The following is a 14,965-nucleotide window of genomic DNA, read 5'->3' on the forward strand; positions in this document are numbered from 1 at the left end:
CCACACTGATTCCCCGTTTATTGCCATTCTTATCAGTGGAAATTGTGGAAATGAACCCGACAACGATGCCCGAAGACATCAGGCTTAGCGCGATCATCCCCTTGTACAATGCGGGGGAGATGTTCAGAAACTTTATGGATTCGCTCGTCGCGCAGACCCTTACCAGCCTGGAAATCATCATTGTGAACGATGGGTCAACGGATGGCTCAGATCTGGTCGCTCAGGAGTACGCGGAAAAATATTCACATATCACGGTGATCAGTCAGCCTAACGGAGGGGTTTCCCTCGCACGTAACACTGGCCTCGCTGCCGCCAAAGGCCGCTATGTCACCTTTCCCGACGCAGATGACATTCTTAATCCTGATATGTATCAGACGCTGATCGACATGTGTGAACAGGATGATTTGGACGTCGCGCAGTGTAATGGCGAGCGTTATTTCGTCGGAACGAAAAAAGTAAAACCGATCATTCCTGCCGATCGATTATCCTCGACGCCTGTGTTGGATGGCGCCACCTGGCTGAAAACGGCACTGGCAACCAATCGCTATTTGCATGTGGTTTGGCTCGGTGTATATCGGCTGGCATTGATTAAAAAGCATCAGCTCTATTTTGAACCCGGTTTACATCATCAGGATATTCCCTGGACGACTGAGTTTATGTTTAACGCGCAACGCGTGCGGTACACGCAGACAGTGCTGTATCGTTATTATATTCATGGTCTGTCCATCAGTAATCAGAAACGCACCGGAATGAAAAATGTTGAATATCAGAGACATTATCTGAAGATTGCTAAAATGCTGGATGATCTGAACCGGCGATATAAAGACCGGGTAAAAATCTATGCCGAATTTCCGCGCCAGGTCACACGTGAAGCCTTAACGGTATGCCACTCTGTGCGTCGTGAGCCCGATCCGGCAGCGCAAAAGGCCATGATTGAGGATATTTATACCAGCGGAACGCGCCAGATTATGCTGCGCAATGCGCGTGGAATTAAACAATGGTGGCAATTATTGTTGTGGCTGAAACGCCTCCACACGCTGCGTAAACGTCTTGCCTGAAATGTTTCAGAAAGGGATGATTCTTTTACGTCTGTAACTCCGTTATAACTCATTCATAAACGAAGTTATTTATCTTTCTATATCAGCCAGATAAATAGCTTCACAGCATCCTGTTCTTCACCTAGAATCAACTCACTATCTTCTAAATCAGATAATAGAATGCCTAACACTGAAGCCAAATATGCAGCGTTCACCCCCAGAAGAATTCTGCTGGTCAAACTCCGTCATCACGGAGATATGGTACTGACAACGCCGGTGATAAACAGGCTTCACCAGCATTATCCTGATGCTGAAATTGACGTGCTTTTGTATAAAGAAACACGGCCTATTCTGAGTGAACATCCTGCCATTTCAACGATTCATGTCATTGACAGAACATGGAAAAAACAAGGTATTCGGCATCAGCTGAAGCAGGAGTTTCTGTTACTTAAAGCGGTACGTTCCCGGCATTATGACCTGGTTATAAACCTCGCCGATCAGTGGCGCAGTTCCCTGCTTTCGATGCTTTCAGGCGCGAAGGTCAGGCTGGGATTTGACTATAAAAAACGTCGCTCATTTATCTGGCGTGCCGGTCATACCGATTTAGTGACAACGGAAAACCACGGCAAATTGCATACCGTTGAGCAAAATATGTCGATCCTCACTGCGCTTGGCCTTTCTGTCGAAAATGCCCAAACGTCGATGCATTATTCAGAAAGTGACAAAGCATTTTGCCAGCAGCTGCTGGAAACAAATCAGGTGAGTGGCGAATACATTGTGATTCAGCCAACCTCCCGCTGGATTTTCAAATGCTGGGATGACGACAAATTTGCCAGCGTAATCGACGGTTTGAGTGATACCGGCATGACTATCGTCATGACGTCCGGCCCCGATAAAAAAGAACTGCAGATGGTGAGCAAGATCCACGATCTGACCCATAACCCTCAGGTTATTTCCGTCGCCGGCCAGTTATCGCTGACACAACTTGCCGCCATGATTGACGGCGCGAAACTGTTTATTGGGGTGGATTCGGCGCCAATGCATATGGCCGCTGCACTCAATACACCTTGTGTCGCTTTGTTCGGGCCAACGAAAATGCAGCACTGGCGTCCATGGGGCAACCATAACACCACGATTTGGGCAGGCGATTACGCGCCGCTGCCCACCCCTGATTCTATCGATACGAAAACCCAGCAGCGATATCTGCATGCCATCCCGGTCAGCGACGTGCTGGATGCCGCCCGGAGCTATCTGCATGCCTGATTTGAAAACTATCCGGCTGGCGATCGTCAGACAAAAATACCGCCCGGATGGTGGCGCGGAGCGTTTCATCTCCCGCGCCCTGGAAGCGCTGGACGATCAAAACATCGAGCTCAATATCATCACCCGCCAGTGGGAAGGCAAACCTAATCCGAAATGGAAAATTCATCTGTGCAATCCGGCCAAACACAGCCGGGTGTCACGGGAGAAAGGCTTCGCAGCGGCCGCGCAAACATGCTGGAAAGCGGCTCAGTTTGATATTGTTCAAAGCCATGAACGTATACCGGGTTGCGATATTTTCCGCGCCGGCGATGGTGCGCACCGCGTCTGGCTTGAACAGCGCGCGCGCATTATTTCTCCCGCCCAGCGTCTGCTGACACGCCTCAGTCCGTATCATCGCTATGTGCTCCACGCCGAAGAAGCGATGTTTCATTCGGCGGAATTGAAAAAAATCATCTGCAATTCAGAGATGGTAAAACGTGACATCATGCGTTGCTACGGCGTTGATGCGTCACGTTTTAGCGTTATTTATAACGCCATTGATGCAGAAAAATTTACGCCTGCGACAGATGAACAACGTCGTGAATCGCGGGCGAAGATGGCGATCCCGGAACAGGCTGTCGCGCTGATTTATGTGGGTTCAGGCTTCGAGCGCAAAGGGCTCAAACCGGCTATTCAGGCCATCGCCCCCAGCGACCGCTATCTCATCGTCGTCGGTCAGGATAAGGCGCAGAAGAAATATGAATCTCTTGCGCGTCAGTTAGGGTGTTTTGAGCGAATTCGGTTTATGGGCGTTCAAAATAACGTGCTGCCCTATTACCACGCGGCCGATGGCATGATCCTGCCAACACTGTATGACCCGTTTCCTAACGTGATCCTTGAAGCGATGGCCTGTGGTCTGCCAGTGATCACCAGCCAGACCTGTGGCGGCGCGGAGTTCATCACCGAAGGGCAAGAGGGTTTTGTTTGCGATGCTTTGGATATCGTAAAACTGGCCGAATTTGTAAAAAGAATCCCTTCCCGCCTGGAAAATGCTCAGATGAGCCATGCGGCAAGAGAACGCATATTGCCTTATTCTCCAAAAAACCTTTCACAACAGCTGGTGGCGCTGTATCACTCGCTGCTTATCTGATGACGTTTACGCAGGCATGATGAGTCGATAGCACTTATCTGATACCATGTGCCTATCTAACCGCCGGGATTATGCTCACTCTATGAAATTGACTTTCCCTAACGCAATGCCTCCTAAAAAATGAATATTTTTTACAATATAATCATATATTTGATTCAGCCATTAATTTGGATCCGTTTACTGTTACGCAGCCGTAAATCACCGGCCTACCGTAAACGTTGGGCTGAACGTTATGGCTTTTGCAAAGGTAAAGTCGTACCTGGCGGCATCATGCTGCATTCTGTCTCGGTGGGCGAAACTCTCGCTGCGATCCCTTTGGTTCGCGCTTTGCGCCATCGCTATCCTTCATTGCCGATCACCGTCACCACCATGACCCCGACAGGCTCTGAACGCGTTCAGTCCGCCTTTGGCAAAGGTGTGCATCACGTCTATTTACCTTACGATCTGGCAGGATCGGTCAACCGATTCCTCGATGAAGTGAACCCGAAGCTGGTCATCATCATGGAAACCGAATTGTGGCCAAACCTCATCAGCGCGCTGCACCGCCGTAAAATCCCGCTTGTCATTGCCAATGCCCGGCTTTCCGCGCGTTCTGCAAAGGGCTATCAAAAACTCGGCAAATTCATTCGTACTATTTTGCAACGCATCACACTGATTGCTGCGCAAAATCAGGAGGATGGCGAACGCTTTCTCTCGCTGGGGTTGAAACGCAATCAGCTCGCCGTCACCGGCAGCCTGAAATTTGATATTTCAGTCACTCCCGAACTGGCTGCCAAAGCCATCGCACTGCGCAGCCAGTGGGCATCGCGGCGTCAGGTGTGGATTGCCACCAGCACGCATGAAGGTGAAGAAACGCTGCTGCTGGAAGCGCATAAAGAATTACTGAAAAACCATCCGACGCTGCTGTTAATTCTGGTACCGCGCCATCCGGAACGTTTCCCGGTTGCCTGTGAACTCACCCGTAAAGCCGGGCTGACATTCACCCAGCGCAGCACCGGCGAAGTGCCGTCCTCAGGCACGCAGGTGGTGATTGGCGATACCATGGGCGAATTAATGTTGCTGTACGGCATCGCCGACCTGGCCTTTGTCGGCGGCAGCCTGGTGGAGCGCGGCGGGCATAATCCGCTGGAAGCCGCCGCACACGCAATTCCGGTTCTGATGGGGCCGCACACCATAAACTTCAAAGACATTTGCGCCAAACTGGCTCAGGACGATGGCCTGATCACCGTGACGGATACCGCATCGCTGGTGAAAGAGATTTCCACGCTGCTGACGGACGAAGATTATCGACTGTACTACGGGCGTCACGCCGTTGAAGTTCTGCACCAGAACCAGGGTGCGCTGCAACGACTGCTGCATTTACTGGAGCCTTACCTGCCTGTCCGGGGTCATTAATGGCTGACAAAAAGCGCTTATCTGTTGTACTGATTGCACGCAATGAAGCCGGTTTATTGCAGGAATGTCTGGAATCGGTGGCCTGGGCTGATGAGATCGTTCTGCTCGATTCCGGCAGTGACGATGAAACAGTAGAGGTCGCGCGCAGTTTCGGCGCTCGGGTCTTCCGGAGCGCTGAGTGGCCGGGTTTTGGTAAACAGCGACAGCTGGCACAAAGCCATGCCACCGGCGATTACATTTTGATGATCGATGCTGATGAGCGGGTATCTCCCGAACTTCGTCAGTCGATTGAAAATGCTCTCAAGGATCCGCAGGAAAACACCGTTTACAGTCTCGGACGCAGCAATTTATTCCTCGGGAAATTTATGCGTCACAGCGGCTGGTATCCGGATCGCGTGAACCGTCTTTATCCGGCACATTTTCGTTATAACGATGATTTAGTTCATGAATCCCTTGAAACTGACGGGGCACGCGTCCTCCCGCTTCAGGGTGATCTGCTGCATCTGACATGCCGCGATTTCTTTGCCTTTCAGCGTAAACAGCTCGGCTATGCGCAAGCATGGGCTACCCAGCGTCATCAGCAAGGACGTCGCTGCAGTTTCTTCTCCGTAATATCCCATACGCTGGGCGCATTCGTGAAAACCTGGATCCTGCGCGCGGGTTTTCTGGATGGAAAGCAGGGTTTGATTCTGGCGGGCGTCAATGCCCAGTATACTTTCAATAAATATGCCGCCTTGTGGGCATTCAGCCAACCTCTGCAGAAGTGAGCCAGCATGACCACTAAAGCAATTTATCCCGGTACTTTTGACCCGATGACTAACGGGCATCTCGATATTGTCACCCGCGCGGCACTGATGTTCGATCACGTGATTCTGGCCATTGCCGCCAGCCCGGGCAAAAAACCCATGTTTACGCTCGATGAACGCGTTGCACTGGCAACCCAGGTCACCTCCCATCTGAATAATGTCGAAGTGATTGGATTCAGCGATTTGATGGCGAATTTTGCCAAAGCACAGGGGGCGAACGTGCTGGTGCGTGGATTACGCGCGGTATCAGATTTTGAATATGAGATGCAACTCGCCAATATGAACCGGCACTTACTGCCGACGCTGGAAAGCGTGTTCATGATGCCATCGAAAGAATGGTCGTTTATCTCCTCTTCTCTGGTGAAGGAAGTGGCACGCCACGGTGGCGACATCACGCCTTTCCTGCCGCAAGAGGTCACTCAGGCACTGATGGAAAAAATCAGCGCCTGAAACCGGATCCTACCGCTGACAGCGCGGGCAGAAAAATGTGGTGCGTTGAGCATGTTTTTTACTCTCAATCAGCGTGCCACACACGCGGCAGGGTTCCCCCGCGCGGCCATAGACCTGGAGCTCCTGCGCGAAATACCCCGGTTTTCCATCAGACTGTAAAAAGTCTTTCAGCGTTGTTCCTCCCTGCTCAATTGAACGTAAAAGAACAGCTTTGATTGTGCTGACCAGCAACGCCGTTTCTTCCCGCTTCAAAGAGTGCGCGGGTCTGTCCGGTGAGATGCCTGCAACAAAAAGGGATTCGCTGGCATAAATATTCCCGACACCGACCACCAGTTTGTTATCCATCAGCCAGGGCTTGATCGGCGATTTCCTGGTGCGTGATTTTTCAAACAGATAATCAGCGGTGAAATCCTCACTCAGCGGTTCCGGGCCAAGGTGGGCTAATACGTTACTGCCAGCCAGATCGGCTGACCATAGCCATGCGCCAAAACGACGGGGATCGGTATAACGCAGCACATGGCCGGTATCCATCACCAGATCGACGTGATCGTGTTTTCCCGGCTCAGTCTCTTCCGGCAATACCCGCAAACTGCCAGACATTCCCAGATGAATGATGATCCAGCCCGTGTTGAGCTCAACCAACAGGTATTTTGCGCGACGTTGAACGCTGAGAACGGGCTGATCGCTTAATGCCAAAATTTCCGCAGAGACGGGCCAGCGTAATCGCGCATTACGCACCACGGCGTGCATAATCGTGTGGCCTTTAAGATAGGGCTCAATCCCCCGGCGGCTGGTTTCAACTTCAGGTAATTCAGGCATATCCTCTCCCGTAACAGAATCGAAATCAGAGTGTGTCGCAGACATCCGTCTCAGGCAAACAAAAGACGCCCGTAACCCGGACCTCAAATTTCAGGCAATAAAAAACCCGGCCGGAGCCGGGTTTTATTAATCCACTAAAATTATTTAATTTTAGCTTCTTTGTAGATCACGTGTTGACGGACAACTGGATCGAATTTCTTCAGTTCCAATTTTTCCGGCTTAGTACGCTTGTTCTTCGTAGTGGTATAGAAGTGACCAGTACCAGCAGAAGAAACCAGCTTGATCTTCTCGCGAACACCTTTAGCCATGATTCAGTTCCTTAATACTTCTCACCGCGGGTACGCAGATCGGCCAAGACCGTCTCAATACCCTTCTTATCAATAACACGCATACCTTTAGCAGATACGCGCAGAGTTACAAAGCGCTTCTCAGCCTCAACCCAAAAACGGTGTGAGTGCAGGTTTGGCAGAAAACGGCGTTTGGTCGCGTTCATTGCGTGGGAACGGTTGTTACCGCTCACCGGGCGCTTGCCAGTAACTTGGCAGACTCGGGACATGTCTATATCTCCAAAAATCAAATCAGCTCGAGCTTCGTATAGGGTATGGCCGCCTCGTCAGGCTTTTAGAGCCCATCTCAGCAAACTCCACTGAGAACCGACTCACTGTCGTCGGGTAAAAACCATTTCATCAGGTATGAAACCTGCTGAGATAGGCTCTTAACGCCAAACCCAAGATTCTCAAAGGTGGCGTAGTATACGCTCTGTAGCGTAAGTGCTCAAGTCCCGAACAGCTAAAGATCCCAAAGGATCTTTAAAAAACGACGCTAAATCCAACCGCGTTCGGCAAAAGACACCGTTTCTCCGTGACCTACAACCAAATGGTCGAGAACACGAATTTCCAGCAGTTGGCACGCACGAATAATTTGTTCAGTCACTTTTCTGTCCATCAGACTGGGTTCAGCCCGACCGGACGGATGATTATGCGCCAGAATTAACGCTGCCGCATTAACCTTCATCGCACCGCGAACAATTTCGCGGGGATACACTTCTACGTGCCCAATAGTACCAGCAAACATCTCCTCATGGCGAATAACCCGATGCTGGTTGTCGAGAAAAAGTACCAGAAAGACCTCTCTTTCACGAAAAACCAGCAAATTCTGCAGATACTCCCGAATAACCGACGGGCTGAGCATGGCATTTTCCGCACTGAGATGACGCAGATAGGCACGGCGGGATAACTCAGACACCGCAACAAGCTGGGCATATTTCGCCACGCCCATGCCTTTAATACGTGACATCGCGTTAAAATCCGCCATCAGTAACTGATGGAGTGAACCAAACTCATCGAGCAGATTTTTAGCCAGCTCCATCACATGCTGTCCGCGCGATCCGATGCGCAAATAAATCGCCAGCAGTTCCTGATCTGTCAGCCCTTTGGCACCCTGCTCTAATAACTTTTCCCGTGGTTTCACCGTATCCGGCCAGCCGTTGTGCGATTTCGTCATCCTGACTCCTTTTTCGCGGCGATTGTGCCACAGCCCCGACCATCAGGCTTTTCGGCGTCTTCAGCTTGCGAGGCATCGCGCAGAAATCTTATTCAACCTCGTTCGGGTGTCGCCAATAGCTGTCATCATTGTGCGTTATGCTAAAATGTCGCTTCTTCAGGCTTTCAATCAATCGGACAATGATGATGACGGGACTTTCCGGCAAACATATTGTGCTCGGTATCAGCGGTGGTATCGCTGCCTATAAAGCACCAGAACTGGTACGTCGCTTACGCGAGCGTGGCGCGGAAGTACGCGTAGTGATGACAGATGCGGCTAAATCTTTTGTGACGCCACTGAGCCTGCAGGCGGTTTCCGGCTATCCGGTGTCTGATGACCTGCTTGATCCGGCAGCCGAAGCGGCAATGGGTCACATCGAATTAGGTAAATGGGCTGATTTGGTGCTGATCGCGCCCGCTACGGCCGATTTACTGGCACGCATGGCCGCCGGTATGGCTAATGACCTGCTGACCACGGTTTGCCTGGCAACCGCGGCACCCATTGCAGTACTTCCGGCGATGAATCAGCAGATGTATCGCGCGACCGTCACGCAGGAGAATCTGCAACGGCTTGCAGCAAGAGGCACCTTGTTATGGGGCCCTGACAGCGGAAGCCAGGCCTGTGGTGATATTGGCCCGGGACGAATGCTCGATCCCCTGGTCATTGTCGATATGGCAATCAACCATTTCTCCGTACGCCAGGATCTGGCGCATCTGAACATTATGGTGACGGCAGGCCCGACGCGTGAAGCGCTGGATCCGGTTCGCTTCATCAGTAATCACAGTTCAGGAAAAATGGGTTTTGCGATTGCGAAAGCCGCCGCCAATCGCGGTGCGAATGTCACACTTATCGCCGGCCCGGTGACGCAACCGACACCCGCGAATGTCCGGCGTATAGATGTGGAAAGCGCACTGGAGATGCAACACGCTGTGCAGCTTTCTGCCAGTTCACAGCATATTTTTATCTCCTGTGCCGCGGTTGCAGACTACCGTGCTGAACTGATTGCTGATGAGAAAATCAAAAAGCAAGGCGATGAAATCACAGTCAAAATGATTAAAAACCCTGACATTGTTGCCGGCGTGGCGGCGATGACAGAAAACCGGCCGTATGTCGTGGGGTTTGCCGCCGAAACCCAGAATGTGGAAGAATACGCGCGGCAAAAAAGGATCCGTAAGAATCTGGATCTGATTTGCGCCAACGATGTTTCACTTGCCGGGCAAGGTTTTAATACCGATAGCAATGCCCTGCATCTTTTTTGGCAGGACGGGGATAAAATCTTACCGCTTAGCGATAAATCCCTGCTTGGCCAACGTTTATTAGAAGAGATTGTCAGCCGTTATGATGAAAAAAATCGACATTAAAATTCTCGACCCGCGCATCGGTTCGACTTTCCCTTTACCGGCTTACGCCACGCCAGGGTCTGCAGGTCTGGATTTACGCGCCTGTCTGGATGCTTCTGTTGAACTCAAACCCGGCGAAACCACGCTGCTGCCAACCGGTCTGGCAATCCACATTGGCGATGCAAACCTGGCAGCGGTGATCCTGCCGCGCTCTGGTTTGGGGCATAAACATGGCGTGGTACTGGGCAATTTAGTGGGTCTGATTGACTCCGATTATCAGGGACAGTTGATGGTTTCCGTCTGGAACCGTGGGCAAACAACGTTCGTGATTGAACCGGGCGAGAGAATCGCACAAATGGTCTTTGTGCCTGTGGTTCAGGCTGAATTCAATCTGGTGGAAGATTTCAACACCAGTGAACGCGGTGAAGGTGGTTTTGGCCACTCCGGCCGTCAATAAGAACCTGTTCAGCACCGCAGATTTTGACGCGATATTGAACAGATCCTTATCACTATCAGACCGTAACAACACCAAGGGAACGAAAAAAGCCGCAGGATCATAGCGATTCATGCGGCAGTTGTGCGGTTTCTCCATGATTTTAGCCGTTTTTTAGCAAGGGTCTATTCAGACATGGCAGAGAAAGAAACGACAAAAAGGAACCGGCGCGAAGAGATTTTGCAGGCGTTAGCGCAAATGCTTCAGTCCAGTGATGGCAGCCAGCGGATCACGACCGCGAAACTCGCTGCCAGCGTAGGTGTTTCGGAAGCAGCTCTTTATCGTCATTTTCCCAGTAAAACGCGGATGTTTGACAGCTTAATCGAGTTTATTGAAGACAGCCTGATCTCACGTATCAATCTCATCTTGCAGGATGAAAAGGATACGTTGAACCGGATCCGTCTGATTTTGCTGCTGGTTCTGGGTTTTGCAGAGCGCAATCCGGGCCTGACACGCATCATGACCGGACATGCTTTGATGTTTGAACAGGACCGCCTGCAGGGCCGCATCAATCAGCTCTTTGAGCGAATTGAAGCCCAGTTGCGTCAGGTACTGCGGGAAAAGAAAATGCGTGAAGGCAGCGGTTTTACCTATGATGAAACGCTGCTCGCCAGCCAGTTGCTGGCTTACTGTGAAGGGATGTTATCGCGGTTTGTGCGCTCAGAGTTTAAGTACCGTCCCACGCAGGATTTTGATACGCGCTGGCCGCTCATCTCGGCTCAGTTGCAATAACGTCGCGTCGAAATAATGTGTCAGATGTTAAAAAGGGCCTTTCGGCCCTTTTTCATTTTTGGCGAATCTTAAACGCCGTACGTCTGCTGATATGCACGCACAGCCGCCAGATGGTCAGCCATTTCGGTTTTTTCTTCCAGATAGTCGATGAGGTCTGCCAGCGTAATAATAGAAATCACTTTGCAATGGTAGTCGCGTTCAACTTCCTGAATGGCAGAGATATCAGCGCGTCCGCGTTCCTGACGATCCAGGGAAATCAGAACCCCGGCGAGCGTCGCGTGGTTCGCATTGATGATTTCCATAGACTCACGAATGGCTGTTCCCGCCGTGATCACATCATCAACCAGCATGACGCGCCCTTGCAGCGGGCTGCCTACCAGTAAACCGCCTTCGCCATGATCTTTGGCTTCTTTACGGTTGAAGCAATAAGGCACATCACGTTCATGATGCTCAGCCAGCGCAACGGCAGTGGTCGTCGCGATCGGGATACCTTTGTAAGCCGGGCCAAACACTAAATCGAAATCAATTTTTGAATCCATCAATGCTTCGGCATAGAAACGTCCCAGTAACGCCAGATCGCGTCCGGTATTAAACAGACCGGCATTGAAGAAGTAAGGGCTGATACGCCCGGACTTCAGGGTAAATTCGCCGAATTTCAAAACCTGCTTGTTCAGTGCGAACTCAATAAATTGGCGCTGATAGGCTTTCATTGATGGTCTCCTCGATAATCTCGTATTTCTGACATTGTCAGCCCGCAGGCCATAAAAAAGGCGACTTCTTAGTCGCCTTAAAAAATCATTCCGCCAGTGCCGCTTTCTGCGCCTGGAAGATGGTGTCGATTCCCTCTCGCGCGAGGGCCAGTAAATTGAGTAACTCTTCGTGGCTGAACGGCTCGCCTTCGGCAGTGCCCTGCACTTCGATCATGCGGCCATCTTCCATCATCACCACGTTCATGTCGGTTTCAGCAGCGGAGTCCTCTACATACTCAAGGTCGCACAGCGCTTCACCCTTAACAATACCGACAGAAACCGCCGCAACCATGCCTTTCATCGGATTGGCTTTAAGTTTACCCGCAGCGACCAGCGCATTCAGCGCATCGGCCAGCGCAACACAAGCACCCGAGATAGACGCGGTACGCGTACCGCCGTCAGCCTGTAAAACATCACAGTCGAGGGTGATGGTGAATTCACCGAGTTTTTTCAAATCCACTGCGGCACGAAGAGAACGTGCGATCAGACGCTGGATTTCGAGAGTACGACCACCCTGTTTGCCTTTAGCGGCTTCACGCGGATTACGGGTATGAGTAGAACGCGGCAGCATCCCGTATTCTGCAGTGATCCAGCCCTGACCCTGGCCTTTCAGAAAACGCGGAACGCCTTCTTCTACCGTTGCGGTACACAGCACTTTAGTTTCACCAAACTCCACCAGCACGGAACCTTCAGCGTGTTTAGTGTAATGGCGGGTCAGTGTTACGGGGCGCACTTGTTGTGCATTTCGGCCTGCTGGACGCATGGGATAGTACTCCGGGTCGCAAATCATGTTTGGCTGCGCATTATACGGACTTCATGAGGTAATGCCTATCATGACCCGTCCACCGAGGCTATAATCCCTCCATCTTTACATTAACAGGTACGCATACATGATTCGTAGTATGACCGCTTATGCACGACGCGAAATTAAGGGTGACTGGGGCAGCGCAGCGTGGGAACTCCGCTCGGTAAACCAACGTTATCTGGAAACTTATATCCGTCTTCCGGAGCAATTCCGCAGCCTGGAGCCGGTCGTTCGCGAACGCATTCGTGCCCGTCTGACCCGTGGTAAAGTCGAATGTAATCTGCGTTTTGACCTCGATCCGGGTGCACAAAGCTCATTGCAGCTGAACGAAAAACTGGCTAAACAGCTGGTAGAAGCCGCGCAGTGGGTAAAAATGCAAAGTGACGAAGGTGAAATTAATCCGCTGGAAGTTCTGCGCTGGCCTGGCGTAATGCTGGCCGAAGAACAAGATCTGGACGCTATCAGCACCGAGTTGCTGCAGGCACTGGAAACCGCTCTGGATGATTTCATCAGCGCCCGTGAAAGCGAAGGTGCCGCTCTGAAAGTGATGATCGAACAGCGTCTTGACGGCGTCAGCGCAGAAGTGCTGAAGGTCCGCGCCCATATGCCTAATATTCTGCAATGGCAGCGTGAGCGTCTGGTCAGCAAGCTGGAAGATGCACAGGTACAGCTGGAAAACACACGACTGGAGCAAGAGTTAGTGCTGATGGCTCAGCGTGTTGATGTTGCCGAAGAGCTGGACCGGCTTGAAGCGCATGTCAAAGAAACGCATAAAATCATGAAGAAAGAAGAAGCCGTCGGCCGTCGACTTGATTTCATGATGCAGGAATTTAACCGCGAGTCGAACACACTGGCGTCAAAATCAATTAATGCCGATGTCACCACATCAGCCATCGAGCTGAAAGTGCTGATCGAACAGATGCGCGAACAGATTCAGAACATCGAGTAATTTATTTGTACCGATGTAATAAAAACGCCTCAGGTCATCACAACCCGAGGCGTTTTTTTATGTGTCAGCGGTGAGGGGGATTACTTTTCCCAGCGCTTGAGCAGTACGCAGGCATTCACGCCGCCGAAACCAAAGCCGTTCGACAAAGCATAGGTAATGCCATGTTTTTGCGCAGTATTACCGATGATATTCAGACCGGCAGCAGCTTCATCTTTGTTTTCCAGATTCAACGTTGGCGGAACAATCTGGTCACGGATAGCCAGAATCGTGAAGATAGTTTCCAGCCCCCCCGCTGCGCCCAATAAATGACCGGTCGCTGATTTAGTCGAGGTCACAGCCAGTTTACCGTCAGTCCCGAACAGGGTTTTAATCGCGTTGATTTCACCCAGATCGCCGACCGGTGTGGATGTGGCGTGAGCATTCAGATGCTGTACGTCTGAAGGCTGAATACCCGCCTGACGCAACGCAATTTTCATCGCGCGACCTGCGCCATTCCCGTCTTCTGCACCTGAAGTCATGTGATAAGCATCACCGCTGGTGCCGTAACCGACGATCTCAGCCAGGATAGTCGCACCACGGGCTTTTGCGTGTTCCAGCTCTTCGATGACCAGCATACCGGCGCCTTCACCCATGATGAAACCATCACGGCCACTGTCGAACGGACGGGATGCTTTCTCAGGATGATCGGTATGACCCGCTGACATCGCTTTCGCGGCAGCAAAACCACCCAGGCTGACGGTATCGATCGCCGCTTCAGCGCCACCGCATAATGCAACATCCGCCTCATCGTTACGAATCAAACGCACTGCATCGCCGATCGCCTGAACGCCTGCCGCACATGCGGTTACAGGGGCACCAATAGGGCCTTTAAACTGATGTTTAATGGAAACCTGACCGGCTGCCAGATTCACCAGGAATGAAGGAATGGTGAACGGAGATAAACGCTTAGCGCCACGACTGTCGTTGGTACGAACGGCATGGGCGATGGCCGGAAATCCGCCGATACCAGAACCGATGACGGTCGCGGTACGTTCCTGCTGCTCAGCGGTTTCAGCTTTCCAGCCCGCATGAGTGATCGCCATTTCGGCTGCGGCCATGGCAAACAGAATGAAGCGGTCCATTTTTTTCTGGTCTTTCGGCACGACAAACAGGTCCGGATCGAAACCAGACTCAGGGTCCTGTTCTTTAGTTTGCACCTGACCGCCGATTTTCACGCTCAGCGTTTCAACAATCTCATCCGGCAATACACGGATACCAGACTGACCGGCCAGCAGGCGCTTCCAGATAGTTTCGATATCACAGCCCAGAGGACTCACAGCCCCCATGCCGGTAATCACTACTCGACGATGAGTCATAAAATGTTCCTTCCTGTCCGTTAATGCATACGTTTTTGCAGGGGTTTTGATTCGTCCGGCAGAAACAGGGTCTTTAAAAGCTGACAGTATGTGACGAATTA

General features: G+C 51.5%; 17 protein-coding genes. 10 read left to right on the forward strand and 7 right to left on the reverse strand.

The genetic code is table 11. From position 1 onward, the window contains the following. Positions 1–50 precede the first annotated feature (50 nt). From J1779_RS05430 to coaD, 6 genes are all read left to right on the forward strand, one after another. A complete protein-coding gene (locus J1779_RS05430) occupies positions 51–1,058 on the forward strand; it encodes a glycosyltransferase (RefSeq protein ID WP_238485072.1) in 1,008 nt (335 codons plus the stop codon). 159 nt (positions 1,059–1,217) lie between these two features. Further along, entirely contained in the window at positions 1,218–2,300 is a 1,083-nt protein-coding gene (gene rfaQ / locus J1779_RS05435) for a putative lipopolysaccharide heptosyltransferase III (RefSeq protein ID WP_217203040.1), read from the forward strand. A gap of 1 nt (position 2,301) precedes the next feature. Further along, the gene (locus tag J1779_RS05440; protein WP_217203052.1) at positions 2,302–3,429 is read left to right on the forward strand and encodes a glycosyltransferase family 4 protein; all 1,128 of its coding nucleotides are present in this window, start codon (positions 2,302–2,304) and stop codon (positions 3,427–3,429) included. Between the two features lie 120 nt (positions 3,430–3,549). Continuing rightward, positions 3,550–4,824 (forward strand): lipid IV(A) 3-deoxy-D-manno-octulosonic acid transferase, encoded by a 1,275-nt coding sequence (gene waaA, locus J1779_RS05445; RefSeq protein ID WP_056774466.1) that lies wholly within the window; start codon positions 3,550–3,552, stop codon positions 4,822–4,824. Continuing rightward, positions 4,824–5,591, forward strand: coding sequence for a glycosyltransferase family 2 protein (locus tag J1779_RS05450; protein WP_217203041.1), 768 nt, complete (start codon positions 4,824–4,826; stop codon positions 5,589–5,591). The genes waaA and J1779_RS05450 overlap by 1 nt, the downstream gene beginning before the upstream one ends. A 6-nt stretch (positions 5,592–5,597) precedes the next feature. Beyond that, positions 5,598–6,080, forward strand: coding sequence for a pantetheine-phosphate adenylyltransferase (coaD, locus tag J1779_RS05455; protein WP_136376048.1), 483 nt, complete (start codon positions 5,598–5,600; stop codon positions 6,078–6,080). A gap of 9 nt (positions 6,081–6,089) precedes the next feature. Here coaD and mutM read toward each other — a convergent pair whose 3' ends face one another. The 4 genes from mutM to radC form a co-directional block, all read right to left on the reverse strand. Beyond that, on the reverse strand, positions 6,090–6,899 hold the full coding sequence (mutM, locus tag J1779_RS05460) for a bifunctional DNA-formamidopyrimidine glycosylase/DNA-(apurinic or apyrimidinic site) lyase (RefSeq protein ID WP_056774454.1): 810 nt from the start codon (positions 6,897–6,899) through the stop codon (positions 6,090–6,092). A gap of 140 nt (positions 6,900–7,039) precedes the next feature. Continuing rightward, positions 7,040–7,207 (reverse strand): 50S ribosomal protein L33, encoded by a 168-nt coding sequence (gene rpmG, locus J1779_RS05465; RefSeq protein WP_004392084.1) that lies wholly within the window; start codon positions 7,205–7,207, stop codon positions 7,040–7,042. 11 nt (positions 7,208–7,218) lie between these two features. Further along, on the reverse strand, positions 7,219–7,455 hold the full coding sequence (rpmB, locus tag J1779_RS05470) for a 50S ribosomal protein L28 (RefSeq protein WP_004953342.1): 237 nt from the start codon (positions 7,453–7,455) through the stop codon (positions 7,219–7,221). Between the two features lie 266 nt (positions 7,456–7,721). Beyond that, a complete protein-coding gene (radC, locus tag J1779_RS05475; protein ID WP_056774448.1) occupies positions 7,722–8,402 on the reverse strand; it encodes a RadC family protein in 681 nt (226 codons plus the stop codon). A gap of 182 nt (positions 8,403–8,584) precedes the next feature. Between radC and coaBC the strand changes: the two genes are divergently transcribed. The 3 genes from coaBC to slmA all read left to right on the forward strand — a co-directional run bounded on the left by coaBC (position 8,585) and on the right by slmA (position 11,006). Beyond that, the gene (gene coaBC, locus J1779_RS05480) at positions 8,585–9,802 is read left to right on the forward strand and encodes a bifunctional phosphopantothenoylcysteine decarboxylase/phosphopantothenate--cysteine ligase CoaBC (protein ID WP_217203053.1); all 1,218 of its coding nucleotides are present in this window, start codon (positions 8,585–8,587) and stop codon (positions 9,800–9,802) included. Further along, the gene (gene dut, locus J1779_RS05485; protein ID WP_217203042.1) at positions 9,780–10,238 is read left to right on the forward strand and encodes a dUTP diphosphatase; all 459 of its coding nucleotides are present in this window, start codon (positions 9,780–9,782) and stop codon (positions 10,236–10,238) included. Before coaBC ends, dut begins: the two co-directional genes overlap by 23 nt. A gap of 171 nt (positions 10,239–10,409) precedes the next feature. Beyond that, positions 10,410–11,006: a nucleoid occlusion factor SlmA gene (gene slmA, locus J1779_RS05490; RefSeq protein WP_056774442.1), complete on the forward strand. Its 597-nt coding sequence runs from the start codon at positions 10,410–10,412 to the stop codon at positions 11,004–11,006. A gap of 68 nt (positions 11,007–11,074) precedes the next feature. Here slmA and pyrE read toward each other — a convergent pair whose 3' ends face one another. Together pyrE and rph are read right to left on the reverse strand one after the other, a co-directional pair. After that, positions 11,075–11,716, reverse strand: coding sequence for an orotate phosphoribosyltransferase (pyrE, locus tag J1779_RS05495; protein ID WP_056774439.1), 642 nt, complete (start codon positions 11,714–11,716; stop codon positions 11,075–11,077). Positions 11,717–11,801: 85 nt separating this feature from the next. Continuing rightward, on the reverse strand, positions 11,802–12,518 hold the full coding sequence (rph, locus tag J1779_RS05500) for a ribonuclease PH (protein WP_056777524.1): 717 nt from the start codon (positions 12,516–12,518) through the stop codon (positions 11,802–11,804). Between the two features lie 127 nt (positions 12,519–12,645). Between rph and J1779_RS05505 the strand changes: the two genes are divergently transcribed. Further along, positions 12,646–13,509 (forward strand): YicC/YloC family endoribonuclease, encoded by an 864-nt coding sequence (locus tag J1779_RS05505; protein ID WP_122097101.1) that lies wholly within the window; start codon positions 12,646–12,648, stop codon positions 13,507–13,509. Between the two features lie 80 nt (positions 13,510–13,589). Here the strand turns inward: J1779_RS05505 and fabF are convergent, their stop codons facing one another. Next, on the reverse strand, positions 13,590–14,864 hold the full coding sequence (gene fabF / locus J1779_RS05510) for a beta-ketoacyl-ACP synthase II (RefSeq protein ID WP_056777531.1): 1,275 nt from the start codon (positions 14,862–14,864) through the stop codon (positions 13,590–13,592). Positions 14,865–14,965 lie beyond the last annotated feature (101 nt).

This window comes from Rahnella rivi (assembly GCF_019049655.1).
In the GTDB taxonomy this organism is placed as follows: Bacteria; Pseudomonadota; Gammaproteobacteria; order Enterobacterales; family Enterobacteriaceae; genus Rahnella; species Rahnella rivi.

Excerpts from the sequence above, each read along its gene's own strand:
- J1779_RS05430 (WP_238485072.1), top strand. The coding sequence starts at position 51 with ATGAACCCGACAACGATGCCCGAAGACATCAGGCTTAGCGCGATCATC.
- rfaQ (WP_217203040.1), top strand. The coding sequence starts at position 1,218 with ATGCCTAACACTGAAGCCAAATATGCAGCGTTCACCCCCAGAAGAATT.
- waaA (WP_056774466.1), top strand. The coding sequence starts at position 3,550 with ATGAATATTTTTTACAATATAATCATATATTTGATTCAGCCATTAATT.
- J1779_RS05450 (WP_217203041.1), top strand. The coding sequence starts at position 4,824 with ATGGCTGACAAAAAGCGCTTATCTGTTGTACTGATTGCACGCAATGAA.
- coaD (WP_136376048.1), top strand. The coding sequence starts at position 5,598 with ATGACCACTAAAGCAATTTATCCCGGTACTTTTGACCCGATGACTAAC.
- mutM (WP_056774454.1), bottom strand. The coding sequence starts at position 6,899 with ATGCCTGAATTACCTGAAGTTGAAACCAGCCGCCGGGGGATTGAGCCC.
- rpmG (WP_004392084.1), bottom strand. The coding sequence starts at position 7,207 with ATGGCTAAAGGTGTTCGCGAGAAGATCAAGCTGGTTTCTTCTGCTGGT.
- rpmB (WP_004953342.1), bottom strand. The coding sequence starts at position 7,455 with ATGTCCCGAGTCTGCCAAGTTACTGGCAAGCGCCCGGTGAGCGGTAAC.
- radC (WP_056774448.1), bottom strand. The coding sequence starts at position 8,402 with ATGACGAAATCGCACAACGGCTGGCCGGATACGGTGAAACCACGGGAA.
- coaBC (WP_217203053.1), top strand. The coding sequence starts at position 8,585 with ATGATGACGGGACTTTCCGGCAAACATATTGTGCTCGGTATCAGCGGT.
- dut (WP_217203042.1), top strand. The coding sequence starts at position 9,780 with ATGATGAAAAAAATCGACATTAAAATTCTCGACCCGCGCATCGGTTCG.
- slmA (WP_056774442.1), top strand. The coding sequence starts at position 10,410 with ATGGCAGAGAAAGAAACGACAAAAAGGAACCGGCGCGAAGAGATTTTG.
- pyrE (WP_056774439.1), bottom strand. The coding sequence starts at position 11,716 with ATGAAAGCCTATCAGCGCCAATTTATTGAGTTCGCACTGAACAAGCAG.
- rph (WP_056777524.1), bottom strand. The coding sequence starts at position 12,518 with ATGCGTCCAGCAGGCCGAAATGCACAACAAGTGCGCCCCGTAACACTG.
- J1779_RS05505 (WP_122097101.1), top strand. The coding sequence starts at position 12,646 with ATGATTCGTAGTATGACCGCTTATGCACGACGCGAAATTAAGGGTGAC.
- fabF (WP_056777531.1), bottom strand. The coding sequence starts at position 14,864 with ATGACTCATCGTCGAGTAGTGATTACCGGCATGGGGGCTGTGAGTCCT.